General features: G+C 49.4%; 22 protein-coding genes. 10 read left to right on the top strand and 12 right to left on the bottom strand.

Annotation, left to right across the window (positions count from 1 at the left end):
- Positions 1-17: 17 nt before the first annotated feature.
- From KTH89_RS20350 to KTH89_RS20320, 7 genes are all read right to left on the bottom strand, one after another.
- Positions 18-1,319 (bottom strand): ATP-binding protein, encoded by a 1,302-nt coding sequence (locus KTH89_RS20350; RefSeq protein ID WP_158342533.1) that lies wholly within the window; start codon positions 1,317-1,319, stop codon positions 18-20.
- Positions 1,320-1,453: 134 nt separating this feature from the next.
- Positions 1,454-2,584, bottom strand: a complete 1,131-nt coding sequence (pheA, locus tag KTH89_RS20345) for a prephenate dehydratase (protein ID WP_238722910.1) — start codon at positions 2,582-2,584, stop codon at positions 1,454-1,456.
- Positions 2,577-3,395 (bottom strand): 2-amino-4-hydroxy-6-hydroxymethyldihydropteridine diphosphokinase, encoded by an 819-nt coding sequence (gene folK, locus KTH89_RS20340; RefSeq protein WP_238722909.1) that lies wholly within the window; start codon positions 3,393-3,395, stop codon positions 2,577-2,579. Before folK ends, pheA begins: the two co-directional genes overlap by 8 nt.
- 150 nt (positions 3,396-3,545) lie before the next feature.
- A complete protein-coding gene (folP, locus tag KTH89_RS20335) occupies positions 3,546-4,364 on the bottom strand; it encodes a dihydropteroate synthase (protein WP_158342536.1) in 819 nt (272 codons plus the stop codon).
- Positions 4,365-4,398: 34 nt separating this feature from the next.
- On the bottom strand, positions 4,399-4,890 hold the full coding sequence (locus KTH89_RS20330; protein ID WP_238722908.1) for an HD domain-containing protein: 492 nt from the start codon (positions 4,888-4,890) through the stop codon (positions 4,399-4,401).
- A gap of 66 nt (positions 4,891-4,956) precedes the next feature.
- Positions 4,957-5,511 carry a GTP cyclohydrolase I FolE gene (gene folE, locus KTH89_RS20325; RefSeq protein WP_238722907.1) on the bottom strand — a complete coding sequence of 185 codons (555 nt, stop codon included), beginning with the start codon at positions 5,509-5,511 and terminating at the stop codon, positions 4,957-4,959.
- Entirely contained in the window at positions 5,504-6,805 is a 1,302-nt protein-coding gene (locus KTH89_RS20320; RefSeq protein ID WP_238722906.1) for a bifunctional folylpolyglutamate synthase/dihydrofolate synthase, read from the bottom strand. Before KTH89_RS20320 ends, folE begins: the two co-directional genes overlap by 8 nt.
- Positions 6,806-6,865: 60 nt before the next feature.
- Between KTH89_RS20320 and KTH89_RS20315 the strand changes: the two genes are divergently transcribed.
- Entirely contained in the window at positions 6,866-7,258 is a 393-nt protein-coding gene (locus tag KTH89_RS20315; protein ID WP_158342539.1) for a putative ABC transporter permease, read from the top strand.
- A 60-nt stretch (positions 7,259-7,318) separates the two neighbouring features.
- On the opposite strand, the gene KTH89_RS20310 is transcribed toward KTH89_RS20315, so the two are convergent.
- Positions 7,319-7,693 carry a PH domain-containing protein gene (locus KTH89_RS20310; RefSeq protein WP_158342540.1) on the bottom strand — a complete coding sequence of 125 codons (375 nt, stop codon included), beginning with the start codon at positions 7,691-7,693 and terminating at the stop codon, positions 7,319-7,321.
- Between the two features lie 207 nt (positions 7,694-7,900).
- Between KTH89_RS20310 and KTH89_RS20305 the strand changes: the two genes are divergently transcribed.
- The 4 genes from KTH89_RS20305 to KTH89_RS20290 all read left to right on the top strand — a co-directional run bounded on the left by KTH89_RS20305 (position 7,901) and on the right by KTH89_RS20290 (position 10,603).
- Positions 7,901-8,431 (top strand): dihydrofolate reductase family protein, encoded by a 531-nt coding sequence (locus KTH89_RS20305; protein ID WP_238722905.1) that lies wholly within the window; start codon positions 7,901-7,903, stop codon positions 8,429-8,431.
- A gap of 243 nt (positions 8,432-8,674) precedes the next feature.
- The gene (locus tag KTH89_RS20300; RefSeq protein ID WP_238722904.1) at positions 8,675-9,226 is read left to right on the top strand and encodes a nitroreductase family protein; all 552 of its coding nucleotides are present in this window, start codon (positions 8,675-8,677) and stop codon (positions 9,224-9,226) included.
- Positions 9,223-10,152 (top strand): aspartate carbamoyltransferase, encoded by a 930-nt coding sequence (pyrB, locus tag KTH89_RS20295; RefSeq protein WP_238722903.1) that lies wholly within the window; start codon positions 9,223-9,225, stop codon positions 10,150-10,152. Before KTH89_RS20300 ends, pyrB begins: the two co-directional genes overlap by 4 nt.
- A gap of 4 nt (positions 10,153-10,156) precedes the next feature.
- Entirely contained in the window at positions 10,157-10,603 is a 447-nt protein-coding gene (locus KTH89_RS20290) for an aspartate carbamoyltransferase regulatory subunit (protein WP_238722902.1), read from the top strand.
- Between the two features lie 120 nt (positions 10,604-10,723).
- Here the strand turns inward: KTH89_RS20290 and KTH89_RS20285 are convergent, their stop codons facing one another.
- Positions 10,724-11,365, bottom strand: a complete 642-nt coding sequence (locus tag KTH89_RS20285) for a GNAT family N-acetyltransferase (protein WP_158342544.1) — start codon at positions 11,363-11,365, stop codon at positions 10,724-10,726.
- Positions 11,366-11,509: 144 nt separating this feature from the next.
- Between KTH89_RS20285 and KTH89_RS20280 the strand changes: the two genes are divergently transcribed.
- Positions 11,510-12,307, top strand: a complete 798-nt coding sequence (locus tag KTH89_RS20280) for a MerR family transcriptional regulator (RefSeq protein ID WP_238722901.1) — start codon at positions 11,510-11,512, stop codon at positions 12,305-12,307.
- Between the two features lie 17 nt (positions 12,308-12,324).
- On the opposite strand, the gene KTH89_RS20275 is transcribed toward KTH89_RS20280, so the two are convergent.
- Positions 12,325-13,056 (bottom strand): amino acid ABC transporter ATP-binding protein, encoded by a 732-nt coding sequence (locus KTH89_RS20275; protein WP_158342546.1) that lies wholly within the window; start codon positions 13,054-13,056, stop codon positions 12,325-12,327.
- Positions 13,046-13,702 (bottom strand): amino acid ABC transporter permease, encoded by a 657-nt coding sequence (locus KTH89_RS20270; protein ID WP_158342547.1) that lies wholly within the window; start codon positions 13,700-13,702, stop codon positions 13,046-13,048. The genes KTH89_RS20275 and KTH89_RS20270 overlap by 11 nt, the downstream gene beginning before the upstream one ends.
- Before the next feature lie 174 nt (positions 13,703-13,876).
- Between KTH89_RS20270 and KTH89_RS20265 the strand changes: the two genes are divergently transcribed.
- Positions 13,877-15,070 (top strand): amidohydrolase, encoded by a 1,194-nt coding sequence (locus KTH89_RS20265; protein WP_238722900.1) that lies wholly within the window; start codon positions 13,877-13,879, stop codon positions 15,068-15,070.
- 143 nt (positions 15,071-15,213) lie between these two features.
- Here the strand turns inward: KTH89_RS20265 and KTH89_RS20260 are convergent, their stop codons facing one another.
- Positions 15,214-15,633, bottom strand: a complete 420-nt coding sequence (locus KTH89_RS20260) for a YjdF family protein (protein WP_158342549.1) — start codon at positions 15,631-15,633, stop codon at positions 15,214-15,216.
- A gap of 260 nt (positions 15,634-15,893) precedes the next feature.
- Here KTH89_RS20260 and KTH89_RS20255 point away from each other — a divergent pair, with 260 nt between their 5' ends.
- From KTH89_RS20255 to KTH89_RS20245, 3 genes are all read left to right on the top strand, one after another.
- Positions 15,894-16,460: a hypothetical protein gene (locus KTH89_RS20255; RefSeq protein WP_158342550.1), complete on the top strand. Its 567-nt coding sequence runs from the start codon at positions 15,894-15,896 to the stop codon at positions 16,458-16,460.
- Between the two features lie 79 nt (positions 16,461-16,539).
- On the top strand, positions 16,540-17,574 hold the full coding sequence (locus tag KTH89_RS20250; RefSeq protein WP_238722899.1) for an ArsR family transcriptional regulator: 1,035 nt from the start codon (positions 16,540-16,542) through the stop codon (positions 17,572-17,574).
- A 396-nt stretch (positions 17,575-17,970) separates the two neighbouring features.
- Positions 17,971-19,611: an ABC transporter ATP-binding protein gene (locus KTH89_RS20245; RefSeq protein WP_238722898.1), complete on the top strand. Its 1,641-nt coding sequence runs from the start codon at positions 17,971-17,973 to the stop codon at positions 19,609-19,611.
- Positions 19,612-20,433: the final 822 nt, after the last annotated feature.

Below are 20,433 nucleotides of genomic sequence, written 5' to 3'. Positions count from 1 at the left end.
CCTTTTGATCATTTTGTTTAGTTTTCGGTGCCCAGCAGATAATCTATAAATTGTTGGGCGGTACGTCCGGACGGACCGCCGTGATTGAGGGCCCATTGGTTGGCTTTCAGATGGAGTTCGTCCTCGGACATGAGTATTTTATTACGCTTTGCCAGCTCGGACACGATACCCATATATTCTTTCTGGCTGGGTCCGCAGAAGAAGATCTGTACCCCGAACCGGGCCACCAGGGAGAGCTTCTCCTGTACGGTGTCGGAGGCATGCAGGTCATCCCGCCTGCCCTGCTTGTCGGCGAACTCTTCCCGGACCAGATGGCGGCGGTTGGAGGTAGCGTAGATGAGGATATTGTCGGGCTTTCGCTCCAGGCCGCCTTCGATCACCGCCTTCAGGTATTTGTATTCAATCTCAAATTCTTCGAAGGAGAGATCGTCCATATAGATGATGAATTTGTAGTTCCGGTCTTTGACCTGGGCGATGACATCGTTCAGGTCCTGGAACTGATGCTTGTAGATCTCGATCATTCGCAGGCCTTTGTCGTAATACTGGTTCAGAATCGCTTTGATACTGGAGGACTTTCCGGTGCCGGCATCGCCGAAGAGCAGACAGTTGTTGGCACGGCGGCCTTCCACAAAGGCTTCGGTATTGTCGATCAGCTTCTTTTTAGCCAGTTCATATCCAACCAGGTCGTCCAGATGGACATGGGCTATTTTTGTGATCGGGACGATTTCAGCACCTTCGCTGTGATGAATCACGCGAAATGCTTTATGTAAACCCAATTTGCCGACTCCAAAGTCTTGATAAAAAGAGGTCATAATATGCAGGAAATCATTGTCATCCTGCGCTTCTGCAAGCTTTACCCCTAATTCACAGATGCGTTCGCGGATTCTTTGGTTGTACATTTTGCTGTTTTCGTTTTCCACATGATAGTTTAAAAATACACTCAGCGTATCTACTCCAAGGGAATCTGCCAGATCCATCAGAGGATAATCGAAATATTCTTTGAAAATCGCAAAGTCATGCCGCGCCACTTCATTGATGCTTCCTTCGATGGAACCAATGATTTCACTGGCTGTGCTGAATGCGTTTTCGTTGTTCACCAGCAGCAGCGCCAGGTAGTTGTGCCACAGATTTCCCTGGAAGCCGTATTTCCCCGCCAATTCTACCAGGCCGTTCATACAGCAGTACAGCTTAGTACGCAGCTCCTTCCGGATTCCGTCCTCCTTAAACTCCAGGCGGACGTTTTCCATAATCTCCGACATCTGCTCCAGGATCTCCCCGTGCTCCAGATTTCTATACAAAATCAATTCATCATATCTCATAGTTTCCTCCAGTGCCGCATATACTGCGGCTCAATTCAGGTATGCCGTTTGGTATTTCCTCCAGTGCCGCATATACTGCGGCTCAATTCAGGTATGCCGTTCGGCGCTTCCTCCAGTGCCGCATATACTGCGGCTTAATAATTACCCAGAATCCGCATATTAATCGCCTCTTCGGCGATTCCCCGCAGCGCATTTTTCTCAGAACTCCCCGACAGGTTTCCTTCGAAGTCCACGAAGAACCGGTATTCCCAGTTTCTTCCCTCCAGTGGCCGGGATTCGATCTTAGTCATGTTTAGATTGTTATAGATAAAGTGGGAAAGAATATTAAACAGGCTTCCGCTCTCGTGAGGCAGCTCAAAGCAGACGCTGACTTTCTTCGCTTCCTTCCGGTAGATTTTCTGGTTGGTAACCACAATGAACCGGGTAGAGTTGGATTTATCATCATTCAAACTGTCCTTTAAAATATGAAGACCATAATATTTTGCCGCGTGCTTTCCGGCTATGGCAGCTTGGGTCTTATCCTGCTCATCCACAACCTTCTTGGCAGCCACTGCCGTATTGCGGATACTTATGATCTGCCAGTCACGGTGCTCCGCCAGGAATCTGGACGACTGCATCAGCGCCTGGGGATGGGAATAAACGGTGCGGATATCGGCAAGTTCGGCTCCCTTAAGTCCCATCAATGCATTTTCGATTCGGATAATCTGCTCCCCCACAATATAATTATCAAATTCTACCAGCAGATCATACACCTCGCTTACGATACCGGCCGTGGAATTCTCGATCGGCAAAACTGCAAAATCCGCCATTCCCTCCTGGATCGCCACCATGGCGTCCCGCCAGGTGTCCACGTGAAAACTGCTGACTCCTTCGCCAAAGAAGGTTTCCATGGCCCGCTGGCTGTACGCTCCGTCCGTTCCCTGGAATACCACCCGTGCATGGTCAAATCCCATGTTTTCCACCTGGGTAAACGCTAAGCGTCCGGTCACGCCCTTCTCTGCCAACAGCCTGTACTGCAGCTTACGGCTCATGGACATAATCTGTTTGAACAGCTCTTCGATGCCATGCCGGTTGAAATCGTCATCCGTCATCTGTTTTAACGCGCGGATCTTTTCCTCTTCCCGTCCTTTGTCCAGAATCTTCTTACCAGTCTGAATCTTATAACCGGCAACCCGGCTGCTGATCTCCATCCGCTTCTCAAACAGCTCTACGATCTGCCGGTCGATCTCATCAATTCCCTGTCTTAACTCTAATAAATCATCCATCGCTCAATTCTCCCTTTAACTGCCGTATCGTCTTATTTAACAGCGGATGCCGTTTCAACGGAGCGATCTGCTCCAGCGGCGCCAATACAAAATCCCGGTTCTGCATATCCGGGTGGGGGATCGTCAGCTCCTGCGTATCCCATATCTCATCATCATAGAACAACAGATCCAGATCCAGTGTCCTGGGCCCCCAGTGCACGAGGCGCTCGCGCCCCGCCGCCTGCTCAAGCTTCTGTAGCCTGTGCAGCAGCTCTACCGGCGGCAGCAGCGTCTTAAGGAGAAGACATCCGTTCAGGAAATCTTCCTGTTCCACACCTCCGTAAGGAGCCGTTACCACAAACTCCGATACACGTTCTACCTGACAGCCGGTGGTTTCATCTAAAGAGGTAACCGCCTGTCGCAGATACCCTTCCCGATCCCCCATATTGGAACCGAGAGCAATATAGGCCGTATGCCATGCCCGCTCGATCTCCACGGAAACCGTCTCTAACGGCAGGCCAATGGGAGCCCATGGCTTCTTGACTTCCAGCCGGATCTTCTGTAGGTTCGCCGTATGTATCAGCAGATAAGCCGCCAACTGTTCCGCCGCCGATTCGATCAGCTTAAAGGTGTGCTCTTTCATGAATTTCTTTATCATGTGGCAGACTTCTCCGTAATGGATCGACTTCTTCAAATCGTCCGTGAGACCGGCCTGCCTGGTATCTGTGTAGAGAGACGCCGATACGAGAAATTTCTGTCCCAGCGTATTCTCTTCCGGATATACTCCGTGATTGCAGAATATCTCCAGATTATGGATATGAATTTTGTCCAAGGTACATTACCTCCTCTATCCCACGGTTGGGGACATGTCCATTCTGATTTGGGACATGTCCATTTCGGTTTGGGACATGTCCATTCCGGTTTGGGACATGTCCGTTTCAGTTTGGACATGTCCCCATCCGTTACCATCTGCTGTCCTAACTCAACAGGCCTCCTGTGCCAGTATGGCCCTGGCCATCTGCACCGCCCTTTTATTTTCTTTGATATCATGCACACGGATAAACGCGCAGCCCTTCATAACTGCCATCACCGTAGTGACCAGCGTACCTTCGATCCGCTGATCCACCGGCAGGTCCAAGGTCAGGCCGATAACGGATTTGCGGGAAGTGCCAAGAAGGATCGGGCAGCCAAGCGTATGCAGGATTTCCAGATGATGGATCACTTCCAGATTCTGCTCATAGGTCTTGCCGAATCCCACTCCCGGGTCCAGGATAATCTGCCGCTCCGATATTCCCGCCCGGGCCGCGATCTTCAGGGTCTGTCGCAGATCCTCACACATTTCTTCCAGAAAATGATCGTAGACCGCTTCTTTCCGGTTGTGCATCAGACAGCAGGAAGCGCCGCTTTCAGCAATCACATCCGCCATCTTATCGTCATATTTAAGGCCCCAGATATCGTTAATCAGATCAGCTCCTGCCTCTATAGCGGCCTGCGCTACTCTGCTCTTATGGGTGTCCACGGATATCGGTACATCAAAACGCTCCCTGACCGCCCGGATAACCGGGATCACCCGCTTCATTTCTTCCTCTTCCGGCAGTCCCATTACATAGCCGGGACGGGTGGACTCTCCGCCTATATCCAGGATATCTGCGCCGTCCTGAATCATCTGCTCCGCATGAACCAGCGCTGCATCCAGCGAATTATATTTTCCTCCGTCCGAAAAGGAATCCGGAGTAACATTCAGGATCCCCATGATATAAGTCTCATTTTTTGTATCAAATTCACGGTTTCCGATTTTCATTATCTCTGTCCTTCCTTTCTATCCAACTGCCCTTTTAATAGGTAAGAATCTGATTCTTTTTCGCGGCGGCCCAGTCGCAGATCTCTTCCACATCACAGACATAGCAGCCTCTGGATAACTTATCGGCTCTGTAAATCAGCCAGTCAAGAGATGTCTGCGACGCCCGGGCCGCGTCCCGGTGATTCCCCACAGCCGACAGAACCGCGGCGGTCTCTTCCTCATCATATCCACAGTCCTTAAGAATCCCGGCAGCGATTTTGACACTGGCCTGTTGGTGTGGGGTTCCATGGGCATACTGTTCCGGCCTGCCGATATCATGCAGGAGAGCTGCCGTGTAAATATATTCCTTACTTACCTCACATTCTTCCTCCAACGATAGTATGCAGGCGATCCTTGCCACATCCAGCAGATGGCTGACATCATGGCCGCAAAAAGGCCTGTCCTCTTCCCATTTCTTGATCTCTTCCTTATATATCTGAAATCGCGGATGCACCAGAATCCGGTTGACCCGCTTCATCTCTTCCATATACCGCATTTGTCCTCCAAACGTGGGCGTACATCCTGCCAACTGCACGGCCTTCGTATCCCACCGCTACCTGATCATCTGGAAAAATGTATTCTGAAGCTGCATATCCCCCTCAAAAACACCCCTGGTTGCGATGGATACCGTACGGCTGCCGGGCTTCTTGATCCCCCGCATGGTCATGCACATGTGCTCCGCCTCCATCATTACCATCACCCCTCTGGGAGCCAGATGTTCCATCAAAGCATCCGCAATCTGCACGGTCAGCTGTTCCTGGATCTGCAGGCGTCTGGCAAACGTCTCCACCGTTCTGGCCAGCTTGCTAAGTCCCAGGACCCGGCCGTCCGGAATGTAAGCCACATGCGCCTTTCCGTAGAACGGCATCAGATGATGCTCACAGGTGGAATAGAAGGTGATATCTTTTTCCAGAACCATCTCGTGGCTGTCCACCTGAAAGGTCTTGGACAAATGCAAAGCCACGTCCTCATCCATTCCCCCGTAGATTTCCTCATACATCCGGGCTATTCTGGCCGGCGTTTCCACCAGGCCTTCCCGGTGGATATCTTCCCCGATCCCTTCCAACAAAAGGCGTACGGCCGCCTCTACTTTTTCTTTATCAATCATGGATCTCTTCCTTCCTGCGCTTCACAATACCGGCCAGTTCCCCAAGATAGGACAGGGAACCAAACGCTGCGATCACATCGTTCTCTCCCGCCGCTTTTATGCTCAGTTCCACAGCCTCCTCAAGGCTTCCCGCCGCTTCTGTCCGCGGCTGATATCTTCGTACCGCCTGCGCCAGCTCTTTTGCCGGCAGGCCTCTCGCCGAATCCGGAGGCGTCACCGTAAAGATTCTGTCCGCCATGGGAGCGATGATTTCAGCCATTTTATCATATTCTTTATCTGCAAACACTCCCATTATATAAATAAATTTCGCATTTGTAAAATAGTATTGCAGGGATTTTTTTAAAATAAGGACCGCATCCGGATTATGCGCCCCATCCATGATCATAACCGGATCCTCTGACAGCACGGTAAAGCGGCCCGGCCACCTGGTATTCATAAGCCCCTCTTTCAACTGCCTGTCCGTAATCCGTAAGCCCAGCTGTCTGAGCACCTCTACCGCCTCCACAGCCAGCGCCGCATTCGAAATCTGATATAATCCTGGCAGAAAAATGTTAAGCTCCTTATATTTCTTATATTGAAACGTCTGTATATGATAACTGCTGTACGCAATTTTCACAGACGGTATATCCACTCTCGTAAACGGGCAGTTTCGTTTCCCGGCTTCTTCCTGTAATACCTCCAGCACGCCGGCCGGCTGATCCGCTGAGACAACCGGTATCCCCTTTTTCATAATTCCGGCTTTCTTGCGCGCGATCTCCTCCCGGGTATTTCCAAGCCACTGGGCGTGATCCATACTGATGGAAGTGATCACCGCTAACTGCGTGGTAGTCACGATGTTCGTGGCGTCCGTGCTCCCGCCCATACCGGTTTCCAGCACCACAATGTCGCATTTCTTCCGCAGAAAATAGAGAAAAGCAACTGCGGTCTCCACTTCAAATACCGTCGGATGATCCCAGCCGTCCAATACCATCTCTGCCGCCGCATCTGCCGCAACCGTCATACAAGCAGCCAGTTCCTCCTCCGGTATCTGCGCTCCATCCACCTGGAACCTTTCCTCATAACAAAAAACAGTCGGCGACAGATATCTACCGACCCGATAACCGCTTTCCAGAAGTATCGTAGATAAAAAAGCAAGCGTGGAACCCTTGCCGTTGGTACCCGCAATATGAATAAATTTAAGCTGGTCCTGCGGATTCCCCAGCCTTCTAAGCAGCTCCCGGATACTCTCAAGTCCCAGCACACTGCCATAAGAACTTATCTTCTGTATATATTTTCTGGTCTCATTATAATCCATTTTCTGGTCCTTCTTTTAATTTCCGAATAATTCTCATTTCCTGTGTTCATACTATTGTTTATGAAACACAAATTTATCTTATGCGGCACCATTGGCTGGTGCATGGAAATCTTCTGGACGGCGTTCAATTCCTTCCGTCGCCGTGAATTAAAATTGATGGGCAAGACCTCCATCTGGATGTTCCCCATCTACGGCAGCGCCGCTTTGCTGGCTCCCGTCTACCGGCGTATCCGCAGCAAAAGCATCTGGCTGCGGGGTATGATCTACACCGTATGCATCTATCTGACAGAGTTTTTCACCGGAAGCTTCCTGAAAAAATACAACCTCTGTCCCTGGGATTACAGCAAGGCAAAGCTCAATTATAAAGGGCTGGTCCGTCTGGACTATCTGCCCCTCTGGTTTTTAACCGGTCTTTTATACGAGAAGGTATTATGCAAGGACGTGAAATCCTGAGAGACTTTCACGTCCTTGCTGTAATCTTTTCTTTAACTGTCCGGCCTGCTGATCCATCCGCTATCTGTCGTCGGGCAGATCGAAATCATCTCCGGCCCCGATATCCAGCATGTTCATCGTTCTGCGTTTCATCCGCGCCTGCTCAGAAGCCACCAGTATATAATCCTTGATCTCCCTGGCGTTCTTAATATGTACAAGCTCCAGCTTCGGATGTGTCGTGTCACCGGTATGACAGACGACGGTTCCCAGACCGAAGATCCGCTCCAATAGGCTGTTGTTCAGCGTAACATCCTGGACCTTATACATATAGCAGTCATTTTCCACTTTTTTCAGGATACCTTCGTCGATCGTAATCAGATCTTCCGTCACCATATATTTGGTAAAGGTCCACGGCAGTCCGAAAAACAACACACGTTTCCTCTCCTTATATTCCATACACATTCCTCCGCTTTTCACTTTGTCAAACTATCTACATTATACGCAAAAGGAAATATGAATGCAATACTAACTGAATTTCTTCTCATATAGCAGATAATCCAATAAAATTTTGATATAATAAATATCAATGCAGAAATAAGCAAACAAAAACATACTCCCATCCCCGATTATATAGCGCAGTATCATACACTGCCGGAGGTTACCATGCGAAAAACAACTCTATTCATAGCAATGAGCCTGGACGGCTACATTGCAGGCCCCACCGGAAATATCGATTGGCTGCAAGGTCAAAATCCCGGTGCAGATGATATGGCCAGCTACAACGAATTTATCAAAGAGATTGACACCATACTTATGGGTTACAACACCTATCATCAAATAACTACCGAGCTGTCTCCGGGTCAGTGGTTTTATCCGGATCAGTTAACCTATGTGTTCACCCACAGGAACCTTCCCTCCGCAGACAACATCCTATTTGTCAATGAAAACGTCTGCACTCTTTTAAAAACTTTGCAACAGGAAAAGGGAAAAGGCATCTGGATCTGCGGCGGCGCCGGTGTAATCCGGCCCCTAATAGCAGAAAATCTGATAGACCGTTATCATATATCCATCATCCCCGTATTAATTGGGGATGGTATCCGCCTTTTCGAAAAATACAATCATACGCTCCAGCTTCGGCTGATAAAATCCGAAACCTATAACGGTATCACAGATGTCATCTATGAGCGCAGATAAACCATCCGAATTGTGTATCTTTCTCACGGCCTGTGATCCTGTACGGGGGGCCTCCCCGGGTTTGGGTATGCCCGCTGCTCAGGGCCGGGATGCTCCGGATCGTCGGCTTCATTTGTGTCTCTCCGGGAGCGCATAGGGCGGCTGAGCTCCCGCTTGGTGGATTCGGAAAACTTCCGTCAGAATTGTGTTGAAATTCCAAAACATTTAGTATATGATATAAAGAAATGTTACAAGGAGGATCCCATGAACACGTTCGACTGTATTCGTTCCAGACGAAGCATAAGGCAATTCAAACCAGATAAGATCGAACATTCTCTATTGGAACATATTATTTCTATCGCATCCTATGCACCCTCTTGGAAAAATACTCAAATCGCCCGATACATCGCCATTGATGATGCGTCGATTCTTCAGACAATCGCTTCTGACCACTTACCCGATTTCAATTCCATAACTGTTTCTTCCGCGCCTTTATTAATTGCGCTTACCTTTTTGAAAAACCGCAGCGGTTTTGAAAGAGACGGTTCTTTTTCTACGCCCAAAAACGGGGAATGGCAGATGTTTGACGCCGGAATCGCCGCCCAGACTTTTTGTCTGGCCGCTCATGAGGCGGGCCTTGGCAGCGTCATTATGGGCGTGTTTGACATTGAGGGGATCAGCCGGCTGCTGCATCTGCCGGATACGCAGGAACTGGCGGCTCTGATCGCGGTCGGTTACCCGGACGAGGCCCCGGATGCGCCCAGACGAAAAACTACAGAACAATTACTCACATATTTACAGGAGGAAAACAAATGAGACACTTAATGAGCCCTTTGGATTTTTCAGTGGAAGAATTGGATCAGCTGTTAGATCTGGCCGCTGACATTGAAAAACACCCGTCCAAATATGCCCACGCCTGCGATGGCAGAAAGATCGCAACCCTGTTCTACGAACCCAGCACCAGAACCCGGTTAAGCTTTGAGACAGCCATGCTGAATCTGGGAGGCAGCGTCATCGGTTTCGCGTCCGCCAGTTCCAGTTCCGCCGCCAAAGGAGAGAGCGTATCCGATACGATCCGCATGATCTCCTGCTACGCGGATATCTGCGCTATGCGCCATCCAAAAGAAGGCGCTCCCATGGTCGCCGCCATGAAATCTTCCATCCCGGTGATCAACGCCGGCGACGGCGGCCATCAGCACCCGACCCAGACGCTGACCGACCTGCATACGATCCGTTCCCTGAAAGGGCGGTTGGGCAACCTGACCATCGGGCTTTGCGGCGACCTGAAATTCGGCCGCACCGTACACTCCCTGATCAACGCCCTGGTCCGCTATGAAAATGTAAAATTTGTCTTCATCTCCCCCGACGAGCTTCGGATTCCCAGTTATATCCGGGAGGATGTGTTAAATAACAACCATATCGAATACAAAGAGGTAGAACGCCTGGAGGACGCGATGCCGGAGCTGGATCTCCTCTACATGACCAGAGTGCAGAAGGAACGTTTCTTCAACGAGGAAGATTATGTCCGCTTAAAAGATTTCTACATTCTGGACAAGGCGAAAATGGCCTTGGCCAGAGAGGACATGCTGGTCCTTCATCCCCTGCCCAGAGTCAACGAGATCTCCGTGGAGGTGGACGACGATCCCCGCGCCGCGTATTTTAAGCAGGTGCAGTACGGCGTTTACGCCAGAATGGCGTTAATTCTGACCCTTTTGGACATCCACGTAGAGGAAGGAGAATAAACCGATGTTAAATGTAGGACGTATACAAGAAGGCTTCGTACTGGATCATATTCAGGCCGGAAAGAGCATGGCCATTTATCATTATCTGCATCTGGACAAACTGGACTGCTGTGTGGCGATCATTAAGAACGCCCGCAGCGAACTGATGGGAAAGAAAGATATCATCAAAGTGGAATGCCCCATCGATATGCTGGATCTGGATATCCTGGGCTTTATCGATCACAATATCACGGTCAATATCATCAAGGACAGTGAGATCGTGGCCAAAAAAGCGCTGGAGATGCCCTCCGAGATCCGCAATGTGATAAAGTGCAACAATCCCCGCTGTATTTCCTCGATCGAACAGGAACTGGATCATGTATTTGTGCTGACAGACCCGGAAAAAGAAGTCTACCGCTGTAAATACTGCGAAGAGAAATATGATAAGAGACAGGAAAAGAAATGGCTGTAAGCTGACGCAAAAGAGAACAGAGCAGAAAGCAGAATGATTATTCCCTTATCCGGCGCAAATTCCCTCTGGGAACAGCCGTGTGCTGGCGAATAAAAGTTCTTCTTCCTGCTCTGTCTTTTATTATGCGCAGTATTCATACAAAAAAAACTGCATTTCTTTATCAGGCTGTATCGGCGTCTTCACACTTTTTTCCCCGATCCGCGCCAGACCCTTATGTTCATAGAAACCGTAATTACAGGTGGTGTCGGTAAATAAATAGAAATTCTTCACGCATTGCGATTTCAGATAATACAGAAAATTCCCGAACAGCGTATTACCGATCCCCGCTCCTCTCTGATCGCTTCTGATCACGAACAGCGTCAGTTCGCCGTCAAATTGTTTTCCGCTCTCTTTTAGCAGATTGCTGTCTATATCCGAAAATCCCCCAAACATTCTTGCAACAGATCGTCCTTCCCTAGTCAGCAGAAGCGCCAGAATCCACGGCAGCTGGGCCAGGCGGTGATGCAGGGCCATTATCCCTGGCTTTTTACCGCGGCCCAGGATAAGTCCAACCGGAGTCCCCCGCTTCACGGCCACACAGGAATAGGTCTGATCCGCCAGGCACCCCCTGAGATATAGCATTCCCATGCGAAAAGCGGTTTTGGGGGAACTAAACTTTTTATACCCCCAGGTATCGCTGATCAGATCGGCCAGAATCGGATAATCTGATTTCTGTATCGGTCTGTATGTGACGTTTTTGAGCAAGTTTTGATTTAGATCCATTTTATTTCCTCCTTGACTTCTCTTGATCTGTTAGGTATGGTAAACTATACAGCTGCTGTAAAGTCAATAAAAATTTTATAACCTTTTTATAATCAATTTTTTAACTTTATAAAACTATTTTTATATACTCAGAGGAAATAAATTATGTACAGTCAAAAACTATTTACCACCGGACAGTTTGCCCAGCTCCACCACATAAATAAAAGGACACTCCACTACTACGATCAGATTGGCCTGTTTTCTCCGGATTATCACGGGAAAAATCATTACCGCTATTACACCTATCAGCAGAGCCCGGAGTTGGAAATGATTCTGACATTTCGCGATCTGGGCATGTCGATCGATGAAATCCTCCGCTACCGTTCCCAAAGTTCTCCGGAACTGCTGGAGCATATACTCAGTACAAAAATATCGGATATCGACAGCACCATTCGGAATTTACAGGAGATCAGAAACCTGCTGACGGAACGGAAAAACCAGCTGGCTTATTGCAGGAATTGTGATCTGGAGGCTGTAACCATCGTGGACTGTCCGGAGGAATATCTGCTGATCAATTCAAGCATTCCCGGGGAGTCGGAGTCACTGACTATGATGGAACAGGTAAAGGAACTGCCTGGCCGGATTTTTGGCAATGGCTGCGGTACTATGTTATCGGTTCAAAAGATCTTGGCTCATGATTTTGAAACGGATGACTATTTCTTTGTCCGCCTTCCCCGCTCCTTCCCAAGGACGGACTGTCATCAAAAGCCTGCCGGAAGATACCTGCGCGCGTTCTGTGTCGGAGAATGGGACAGGATACCGGATACCTATATCCGAATGGAGCAGTATGCCCGTCGGGAGGGAATCCAATTAACCGGCTACTCTTATGAGGAAGGAATGAATGAGATGGTACTCCGGGACATGGGAGAATATATCACTCAAATATTAATTCCCTGCGGGTGATTTCTGTGCATTCAGGCTTATAATACCTTGTTCAGGAAATCTATGGTTCTGGGATTCTGCGGATGCTCGAAAATCTGTTCCGGCGGCCCCTCCTCCACGATATATCCGCCGTCCATAAAAATCACGCGGTCGGATACTTCCCTGGCAAAGCCCATCTCATGGGTAACCACCACCATGGTCATACCGTCGGCGGCCAATTGCTTCATCACCTGTAACACCTCTCCCACCATCTCCGGATCCAGGGCGCTGGTGGGTTCGTCAAATAACATGATGTCCGGGTCCATGGCCAGAGCCCGGGCGATGGCGACCCGCTGTTTCTGTCCTCCGGAGAGCTGCGCCGGATAGACTCCGGCCTTGTCCGACAGCCCTACCATCTCCAGGAGCTGTATCCCCCTCGTTTCCGCTTCCTCTTTCGTTTTCCTTTTAAGCTCTACCGGCGCCAGCATGATATTTTCCAATACGGTCTTATGGGGAAAGAGGTTAAAATGCTGAAAAACCATCCCGATATTTTCGCGCACCGTATTGATATCCGTCTGCGGGTCAGTGATCAGGAAGCCGTCGATGACTACCGTGCCGGCCGTTATTTCTTCCAGCCGGTTCAGGCATCTTAAGAACGTGGATTTTCCCGAACCGGACGGTCCGATCAGGCATACCACTTCTCCCTCTTCGATCTCCACGTCCATGCCCTTTAGCACTTCCAGATCCCCGAAAGATTTGACCAGCCCTTTCACCGATACTTTATTTTGCATAGGTCATCCTCCTCTCGATGGCTTTCGCGATCTTTGATAGAACCGTAATGACGATCAGGTACATCAGCGCCACAATCAGCCATATACGGAAAGCCTCAAAATTCCGGGCGATGACCGCCTTCGCAACTTTGATCAGATCCGCATAGCCGATGACCGACAGGATCGAGGTATCTTTCAGCGTGATGATGAATTGGTTGATAATCGAGGGAATCATAGTGCGGATGGCCTGGGGAAGAACCACTTTTTGCATGGCCTTGCGATAGGGCAGACCCAGACTCCTGGCCGCTTCCATCTGCCCCCGGTCCACCGACTGGATACCTCCCCGGACGATCTCCGCCATGTAGGCTCCGGCGTTCAGGCTCAGAACGATCAGGCTGGCCTGAAAGATCGAGATATTCACTCCGAATCCCTGAGGTATACCGAAATATACGAAAAACGCCAGCACCAATACCGGAATCCCCCGGATGACATCCACGTAGAGGGAGGACAGGATATGCCATATCTTTCCCCTGGCCGCTTTCATCATTCCAAAGATCAGTCCCAGCACCGACGCCAGGATCAGCGACCAGAAGGTGAGCAGCAGGGTTCTTCCCATTCCTTCCAGCAGCCGGGCGTAATTTTCCGCAATCAATTCCAGAATCGTCATTTCTTGTTCCCTTTCCTCTCCTCGTAAATATAAATGCTTTTGATACAATTCTTCTCATTTTTACCGGATATGATACAAAAATGTATGCATATTTTTTCATTCCTCAGTAATAATAAAGCTGTTGGATACGATTCCTGCATAGGATTCATCATAAAAAGAAGCGAGGGAAAATCTATGCTTTTAATTCAAAATGGAAAAATCTGGACCATGACAGGAAAAAACTATGATTCCGGCTGCGTTCTGATTGAAAATGGAAAAATAAAAGACATAGCGAAGCGGATCGATCCTCCTCAGGACCCGGATCTTGAGATCATCGACGCGGCAGGCGGTATCGTAATGCCCGGCATTATAGAGGCCCACTGCCATATCGGAATTATTGAAGAGAAAAAAGGCGCTGAGGGCGACGACTGCAACGAAGCTACGAATCCAATCACCCCATGGCTGAGGGCCATCGACGCGGTCAATCCGATGGACGCGGCTTTTGACGACACCGCCGCGGCCGGCATCACCGCCGTACAGGTCGGCCCCGGAAGCGCCAATGTGGTGGGCGGCCAATTCTTAGTCATGAAGACAAAGGGAAGCCGCAGAATAGACGATCTGGTCGTCAAAAGTCCCTCCGCCATGAAAATAGCCTTCGGCGAGAATCCGAAGGTCTGCTACGGTGATATGAGCCAAATCCCTTCCACCCGTATGGCCATCGCCGGGCTTCTCCGGGAAGAACTGTTCAAAGCCCGCCAATACCGGCAGGAAAAGGAGGAGGGAAAACTGGAAAAAGAAGATTTCCGAATGGAATGCTGGCTTCCGGTGCTTCGAAAAGAAATACCGCTAAAAGCCCATGTGCACCGGGTGGACGATATTCTGACCGCCATTCGCATCGCTGAGGAATTTGATCTGAATCTAACTCTGGATCACTGCACGGAAGGCCACCTGATCGCCGGGGAAATAAAAGAATCCGGCTTTCCCGCCATCGTCGGGCCCGAGCTCACCACACGCTCCAAGATAGAAGTACAGTATATGGACTTTAAGACCGTCGGCTGTCTGCAGCAGCATGGAGTGCTGACCGCCATCACCACCGACCACCCCGTGTCCCTGATCCAATATCTCCCCCTATGTGCGGGACTGGCCGTAAAAAAAGGCCTTCCTATGGAAGAAGGCCTGAAATCCATCACGATCAACGCGGCCAGGATCTGCGGGGTGGATGACCGCATCGGCAGCCTGGAACCGGGCAAGGACGCCGACATTGCCATCTTTGACGGCAATCCCCTGGAGATCTTTACTTCCTGCCTCTACACGCTGATCGACGGCCGGATTGTCTATAAAAAAGATAACCCGGAAGATCTCCCGACAGATCAAAAGCCGGTATCCTGAATCACTCAGGCCCGGCTTTTTGATTCCACTTAGCGGCTGCCAGCGCAAGCCCTCTGCGCTACCCAGGAGACAAAAAGACTCCATTGGCCGGGAATCTCCCCGGATACCGTCTCTGTCCTCTGCCTTAAGCAGCGAGCCTACTTTCAATGCCCCCTATGTTTCTCTTTTTGCTTTGCGCGATGCAATTCAAAACGGCGTTCTTTTTCCTCCTCTTTCCGGGTGCGGGAATCCGTTCGATGCTTAAGCTTATTCTGCTCATGCATAAGGGCCAGGGCTTGCTGCGCTTTCGTACCCATTCCCGGCTGTTTCTGCTGCTTCTGAATCAAGCGCTGAACTCTTTTCGGGTTCCTTGGCATCTCTTTTGGGCCTTTTGCCGAAACCGGCGGGCTGAACCGGAAACTCCTCCAATTCTCAAGCAGAAATGCGTAAACCTCATAATCTTTGGGTTCCGCTCCGAAGGTAAGCTTGCACACCTCGTATCTTCCGCCGCTGGTCCGCTCATACAGTCCGACCCAGAAAGGATCTTCAAAGAAAACAGTAAACTTAATTTCCGTTTTGTCCATCACGGTTCCTCCTTATCTTTCATAGAAATAAGCAAAGAACGGACGACCTAAGGAGGAAGGTTACTGACAGCGGTCTCACAGATATCTTCCGCTGCGCCCGGACTACCTACCGGGACTGTGTTTTTATCTTTGCAGCTAAATTGTATCATATGGATACTTATATTGGATACATTTTTTTCAACTAATTGCGCAAACATATTTACAGGGAGCTGATTATTGACTAAGATAAAAACAGGGAGATTTATGAGGAGGAATTGCATATGATAAAACGTGTGTGTGTAGCGGCACTTCTGGTGCTGGCTGCAGTTTTTGTGTACGGATGCGGCAGCCCCAAAACGCCTGTCGTCAAGGTGGGCGGCACCACCTTTATACCGGGCCGGATGACAATGCGGGAATTAAAAGACAATATCGAACTGATCGATTCCCCGGTCTGCAGGCGTGTCTCGGAATTGGACGGAATGCAGTACGTGGACCTGCTTCCCATCGGGAAAGGGAACATCCCTTATGGAACCGTCACGCTCATCAATCACACAGAGGAAACCTGTTCGATTGAAGATTGTGAAATCTACGGTATCACCTTTCAGCTGGAAAGTTCTGACAGCCAGAACCCGGAGTCCGCGCCGGCTGACATTACGGTAAATGACAGGAATCTGTTTGCACTGGACCGTGATGAAATGATCCGTATGTTTGGGAAGCCGGATCTGGAAGAGGAATTCATTCTTCATTATCATGCCGGTGATGTTCATTATACCTTCTGCCTCAGCGAACAGGCCGGAACGATCCGTTCGCTTACCGTGGAGAAAGATTTTTCCCGTCAGAAGAGATGAACGCTCACAGTGGCATCTCCCGACGGTCAAGTGCCGGCGGACATGACGGAATGCAAAAAATTATGTAACGGAGGAGTCTATGGACCTTATTCAGAAAAATGAGCTGGACCCGCTATTTGAAATACTGAGTTTATTATATCTGTGCCATAACGCCAACTGGAAAGAGGAGGCCATCCAATCGCTGGATGAGTACGGGGTCAAAGGGGAAGAGTTTTTCCGGGACCACATGAAAATATTAGAAACGTACGTGGATACATTTAAAAAATATAAAAAAGATGGAACAGAGGATTCTTTTTTCTTTGAACAAGTTTCCGATGAATCTTTTCAACTTGTAGTCGCCATGGCCGTAGAAAACCGTTATTACTACGATCATCCCGGTGAAACAGACCGCGATTGGCTGCGCGGCTGTCTGGCGTATCTCATTAACGATCCCCAGGATCATCCTCATCTTCCGGGTGAAAAAGATTTGCCCCGTTTACCGGATGAGCTGGCGATCCTGCAATTTCTGGATACCGCCGATATCAAAAACGAAGAAAAATGGCACGCACTTAATTTTCTGCGCAAGCCTGATTATTGGATGACCTGCCTTTTTGACACCGTCAGGGCCAACAAGGATGCGTATGACAGAGCCATAGACGCAGTCAAAAAGCCTCTGGACAAGCTGCTGAAACGCGCCGCCGTATACGAAGACGCCCAATTTTTAAAAATTGCCGGAACCTGCGCCGATACTCCTGTCATCTATCTTTCACTTGCAGCCCCGCTTATTCTATTAGTCCTGTATACCCATGGTTACCAGGGAATCCTGCTGGAAGCCCTGAGGGCTGAGGATGAACCCGGTAAATATTCCGGTGAGGCAGTCGTGCGGCAGGCAAAATCTTTAAGTGACAAGAGCAAATTGGATATTCTGTGTATTCTGAAGCATACCAGTATGTATAATCTGGAATTGGCGGAAGCGCTCGGATTATCGCCCTCCACCACCTCCCATCACATGAATACCCTGCTCAGCAGCGGATTTGTGACCGTTGAAAAAAAGGATGGGAAAGTATTTTACTGTCTGGAAAAAGAAAATATCGCCCAGTTCCTGTCCATTCTGGAGCGTATGCTGCTATCCTGATTTTTCACATTCCTTCTTTCATATCCATCTGCATGATAAACTCCGCTTATGCAGATGGATGTCTTATTCCTAGCGGATATTTTTCCTTCTGCCCATTTTTATCCGGATAACTGCCTAATCATCCATTCTGATTTTTATTTATCATTATTACTGATAATCTTTCCGGTTATCTGCCTGTCATATCCCCCTTGCATGTTTCCTTTGTGCTTCTTTTACATAATAGATGTGGATCAGTGGATCACTCCAAACCTTCCATCTTGTATCTCTAATCCTTCCTTTGCACTCACTATAATATCATACAAATAAAATATATTTGACTTCAAACGAATACCATGATATTTTATATATATAAAATATATTCTATGTACATAAAATTCCAGAGAGGACTTAGATCTTATGAAACTGTATAAAAGAAAAGACCGTCTACTCCTGTTCGGCGCCATGATACTGGGAGGCCTGTCCGCAGCCCTGTCCGCCTTTATATCCATACTATTACAGCGGATTATCGATGCAGCTTCCTCGAAAGATATGAACGCCTTCCTGAATCTGATTGCATTTACCCTGCTCTACCTGACTGTTCTCGGTATCATCGGTTATCTGGAAGCCTACTGCACAAAACTCATCATTAAAAATGTGACAAAACATCTGAGAGCAGACATATTTACAGGTGTGATGAACCAGGCTCCCTCCGAATATACCTCCAGAAATACCGCCGATTACCTGTCCGCGCTCATAAACGACATTAAGATGGTGGAAGAGAATCATCTAGTCCCCCTTATGCTCAGCTCCCAAATGATCATCATGTTCCTGACAACTCTTGGGATTCTGTTCTACCTAAGCCCCATTGTAACCGCCATACTGTTTTTCTTTCTCATACTCATGTTCCTGGTTCCATCCCTGCTGGGCAGACACATGCAAAAAAGGCAGGACGCCTGCTCCGAAAAACTATCCGAATTCACAGCAAAGGCAAAAGACTTCCTGAACGGCTATGAAGTGATCCGCAGCTACTCCATGCTTCCATACATACTCCGCAAATACGCCCAAAGCAACGAAGAAACAGCCGATAAAAAATTTGCAGCAGATAAGCTGCTGGCCGCAAACGAATGCATTTCCGACCTTCTCTCCATCCTGAGTGTGATCGCCATCGTATTTACATCCTCCTATCTCATGCTGACCGGAAACATCACAATAGGCACCCTGATGGCGCTCATCCAGCTAAGCAGCACCTTCGTGGCCCCTGTCGTAATGCTGATGCAGAATGTTCCCAAAATTACCGGTATCAAGCCTGTATTGGAACGCCTGGAAGGACTTTCCTCCACCCACGCCTCCTCTCCCGGCGGTATTATTTCCCCCTGCAATCCCCTGTCTGATCCCCCACGTTTCCATCGTGACCTCATCTGCACGAATCTGACCTTCGGTTACAGCAGCGACAGACCGGTATTAAAAAATCTCCAGATTCAAATAGAGGCCCATGGCAAATACGCTCTTCTGGGAGAAAGCGGCTGCGGCAAATCAACTTTCATAAAGCTGCTGACCGGTTATACCACAGCATTTGACGGAGACATCCTCTACGACGGAATCTCCATTAAAAATCTCTCCCAGGAACACCTCAACCGTTTAACCGCCGTCATCCATCAGAACGTCTTTCTATTTGATACCGACATATATGAGAACATCTGCCTCGGAGAAACCTTCACCCGACAGCAGCTCGACCAGGCCGTTCAGGAAAGTGGAATATCCCAGTTTCTTACCACTCTCGACCACGGCCTCCACACCCAGGTAGGAGAAAACGGCCGGAATCTATCCGGCGGCCAAAGGCAGCGGATCGCCGTGGCCAGAGCTCTGATCCGCCGGACCCCCATTCTGGTCATCGATGAGGGTACATCCGCCGTAGACCTAAAAACCGCCCATGAGATCGAAAAAAACCTCCTCTCCCAAAAAACGCTCACAATCCTTACCATCACGCACCATCTGGACGAATCCCTGATCCAATACTACGACCATGTCTTCCACTTAGAGAATGGTTGTGTTGGCTGAGACGGTTGGATGGGGGCCGGGGGAGAGGGAACCCCGCTGTGGGAGGAGCACCGGCTCCGGGCCCGCGGCAATTCTCATCCCGGAAAAAGCAACCTCATAAGCAGCTACAGGAGCCTCTGAAAGCAGTGAGAATGTCGGCGTGTGAGCCTCCATTCTCACTTGAGTCTCCTTCCGCTATTCGGCCATGCTTTTTCCGGGATGAGAGTTGCCGCGGGCCCGGAGCCGGTGCTCCTCCCACAGCGGGGTTCCCTCTCCCCCTTCACTAATTCAGGCGTTTAAGGGTTCCACAAATATTTAGATACTTAGGTACCTCATAATTGATTCATTTGGATAGGCCTGAAGTTATTTGCATGCAGGGCTCAACTTTTACCTCCAACGTTCATTAATACCTCTGCGCCTGTATTAAAGTAGGGCCTGACGGGACCAGGAGGCGGGAACGCCCCGGAAGCCGGCCTTCCCTGGCCCGGGGACTGCGGCAATTCGTATCCTCAAAAAAGCATTGCCGAATAGCGGAAGGAGACTCAAGTGAGGATGGAGGCTCACACGCCGACATCCTCACTGCTTTCAGAGGCTCCTGTAGCTGTTTATGAGGTTGCTTTTTCGAGGATACGAATTGCCGCAGCCCCCGGGCCAGGGAAGGCCGGCTTCCGGGGCGTTCCCGCCTCCTGGTCCCGTCAGGCCCGGCCCCTTCATAAAACAGCCGGCAAGAGGACTAAAAAAACAGGTTCTTTCCAAAATTAGTTGAAAATAGATGTTTTTTAGTCCGAGTGTGGTATACTTGTAGCAGACTAAGGATGTTGTGGAGATACTGCATATGGATGA

It is taken from the genome of Diplocloster agilis (assembly GCF_019042275.1).
In the GTDB taxonomy this organism is placed as follows: Bacteria; Bacillota; Clostridia; order Lachnospirales; family Lachnospiraceae; genus Diplocloster; species Diplocloster agilis.
This window is presented reverse-complemented; position numbering and strand designations above follow the sequence as displayed.

Bases quoted from the DNA above. Each gene is read 5' to 3' on its own strand.
- KTH89_RS20350 (WP_158342533.1), bottom strand. From the start codon at position 1,319: ATGAGATATGATGAATTGATTTTGTATAGAAATCTGGAGCACGGGGAG.
- pheA (WP_238722910.1), bottom strand. From the start codon at position 2,584: ATGGATGATTTATTAGAGTTAAGACAGGGAATTGATGAGATCGACCGG.
- folP (WP_158342536.1), bottom strand. From the start codon at position 4,364: ATGAAAATCGGAAACCGTGAATTTGATACAAAAAATGAGACTTATATC.
- KTH89_RS20330 (WP_238722908.1), bottom strand. From the start codon at position 4,890: ATGGAAGAGATGAAGCGGGTCAACCGGATTCTGGTGCATCCGCGATTT.
- folE (WP_238722907.1), bottom strand. From the start codon at position 5,511: ATGATTGATAAAGAAAAAGTAGAGGCGGCCGTACGCCTTTTGTTGGAA.
- KTH89_RS20320 (WP_238722906.1), bottom strand. From the start codon at position 6,805: ATGGATTATAATGAGACCAGAAAATATATACAGAAGATAAGTTCTTAT.
- KTH89_RS20315 (WP_158342539.1), top strand. From the start codon at position 6,866: ATGAAACACAAATTTATCTTATGCGGCACCATTGGCTGGTGCATGGAA.
- KTH89_RS20310 (WP_158342540.1), bottom strand. From the start codon at position 7,693: ATGGAATATAAGGAGAGGAAACGTGTGTTGTTTTTCGGACTGCCGTGG.
- KTH89_RS20305 (WP_238722905.1), top strand. From the start codon at position 7,901: ATGCGAAAAACAACTCTATTCATAGCAATGAGCCTGGACGGCTACATT.
- KTH89_RS20300 (WP_238722904.1), top strand. From the start codon at position 8,675: ATGAACACGTTCGACTGTATTCGTTCCAGACGAAGCATAAGGCAATTC.
- pyrB (WP_238722903.1), top strand. From the start codon at position 9,223: ATGAGACACTTAATGAGCCCTTTGGATTTTTCAGTGGAAGAATTGGAT.
- KTH89_RS20290 (WP_238722902.1), top strand. From the start codon at position 10,157: ATGTTAAATGTAGGACGTATACAAGAAGGCTTCGTACTGGATCATATT.
- KTH89_RS20285 (WP_158342544.1), bottom strand. From the start codon at position 11,365: ATGGATCTAAATCAAAACTTGCTCAAAAACGTCACATACAGACCGATA.
- KTH89_RS20280 (WP_238722901.1), top strand. From the start codon at position 11,510: ATGTACAGTCAAAAACTATTTACCACCGGACAGTTTGCCCAGCTCCAC.
- KTH89_RS20275 (WP_158342546.1), bottom strand. From the start codon at position 13,056: ATGCAAAATAAAGTATCGGTGAAAGGGCTGGTCAAATCTTTCGGGGAT.
- KTH89_RS20270 (WP_158342547.1), bottom strand. From the start codon at position 13,702: ATGACGATTCTGGAATTGATTGCGGAAAATTACGCCCGGCTGCTGGAA.
- KTH89_RS20265 (WP_238722900.1), top strand. From the start codon at position 13,877: ATGCTTTTAATTCAAAATGGAAAAATCTGGACCATGACAGGAAAAAAC.
- KTH89_RS20260 (WP_158342549.1), bottom strand. From the start codon at position 15,633: ATGGACAAAACGGAAATTAAGTTTACTGTTTTCTTTGAAGATCCTTTC.
- KTH89_RS20255 (WP_158342550.1), top strand. From the start codon at position 15,894: ATGATAAAACGTGTGTGTGTAGCGGCACTTCTGGTGCTGGCTGCAGTT.
- KTH89_RS20250 (WP_238722899.1), top strand. From the start codon at position 16,540: ATGGACCTTATTCAGAAAAATGAGCTGGACCCGCTATTTGAAATACTG.
- KTH89_RS20245 (WP_238722898.1), top strand. From the start codon at position 17,971: ATGAAACTGTATAAAAGAAAAGACCGTCTACTCCTGTTCGGCGCCATG.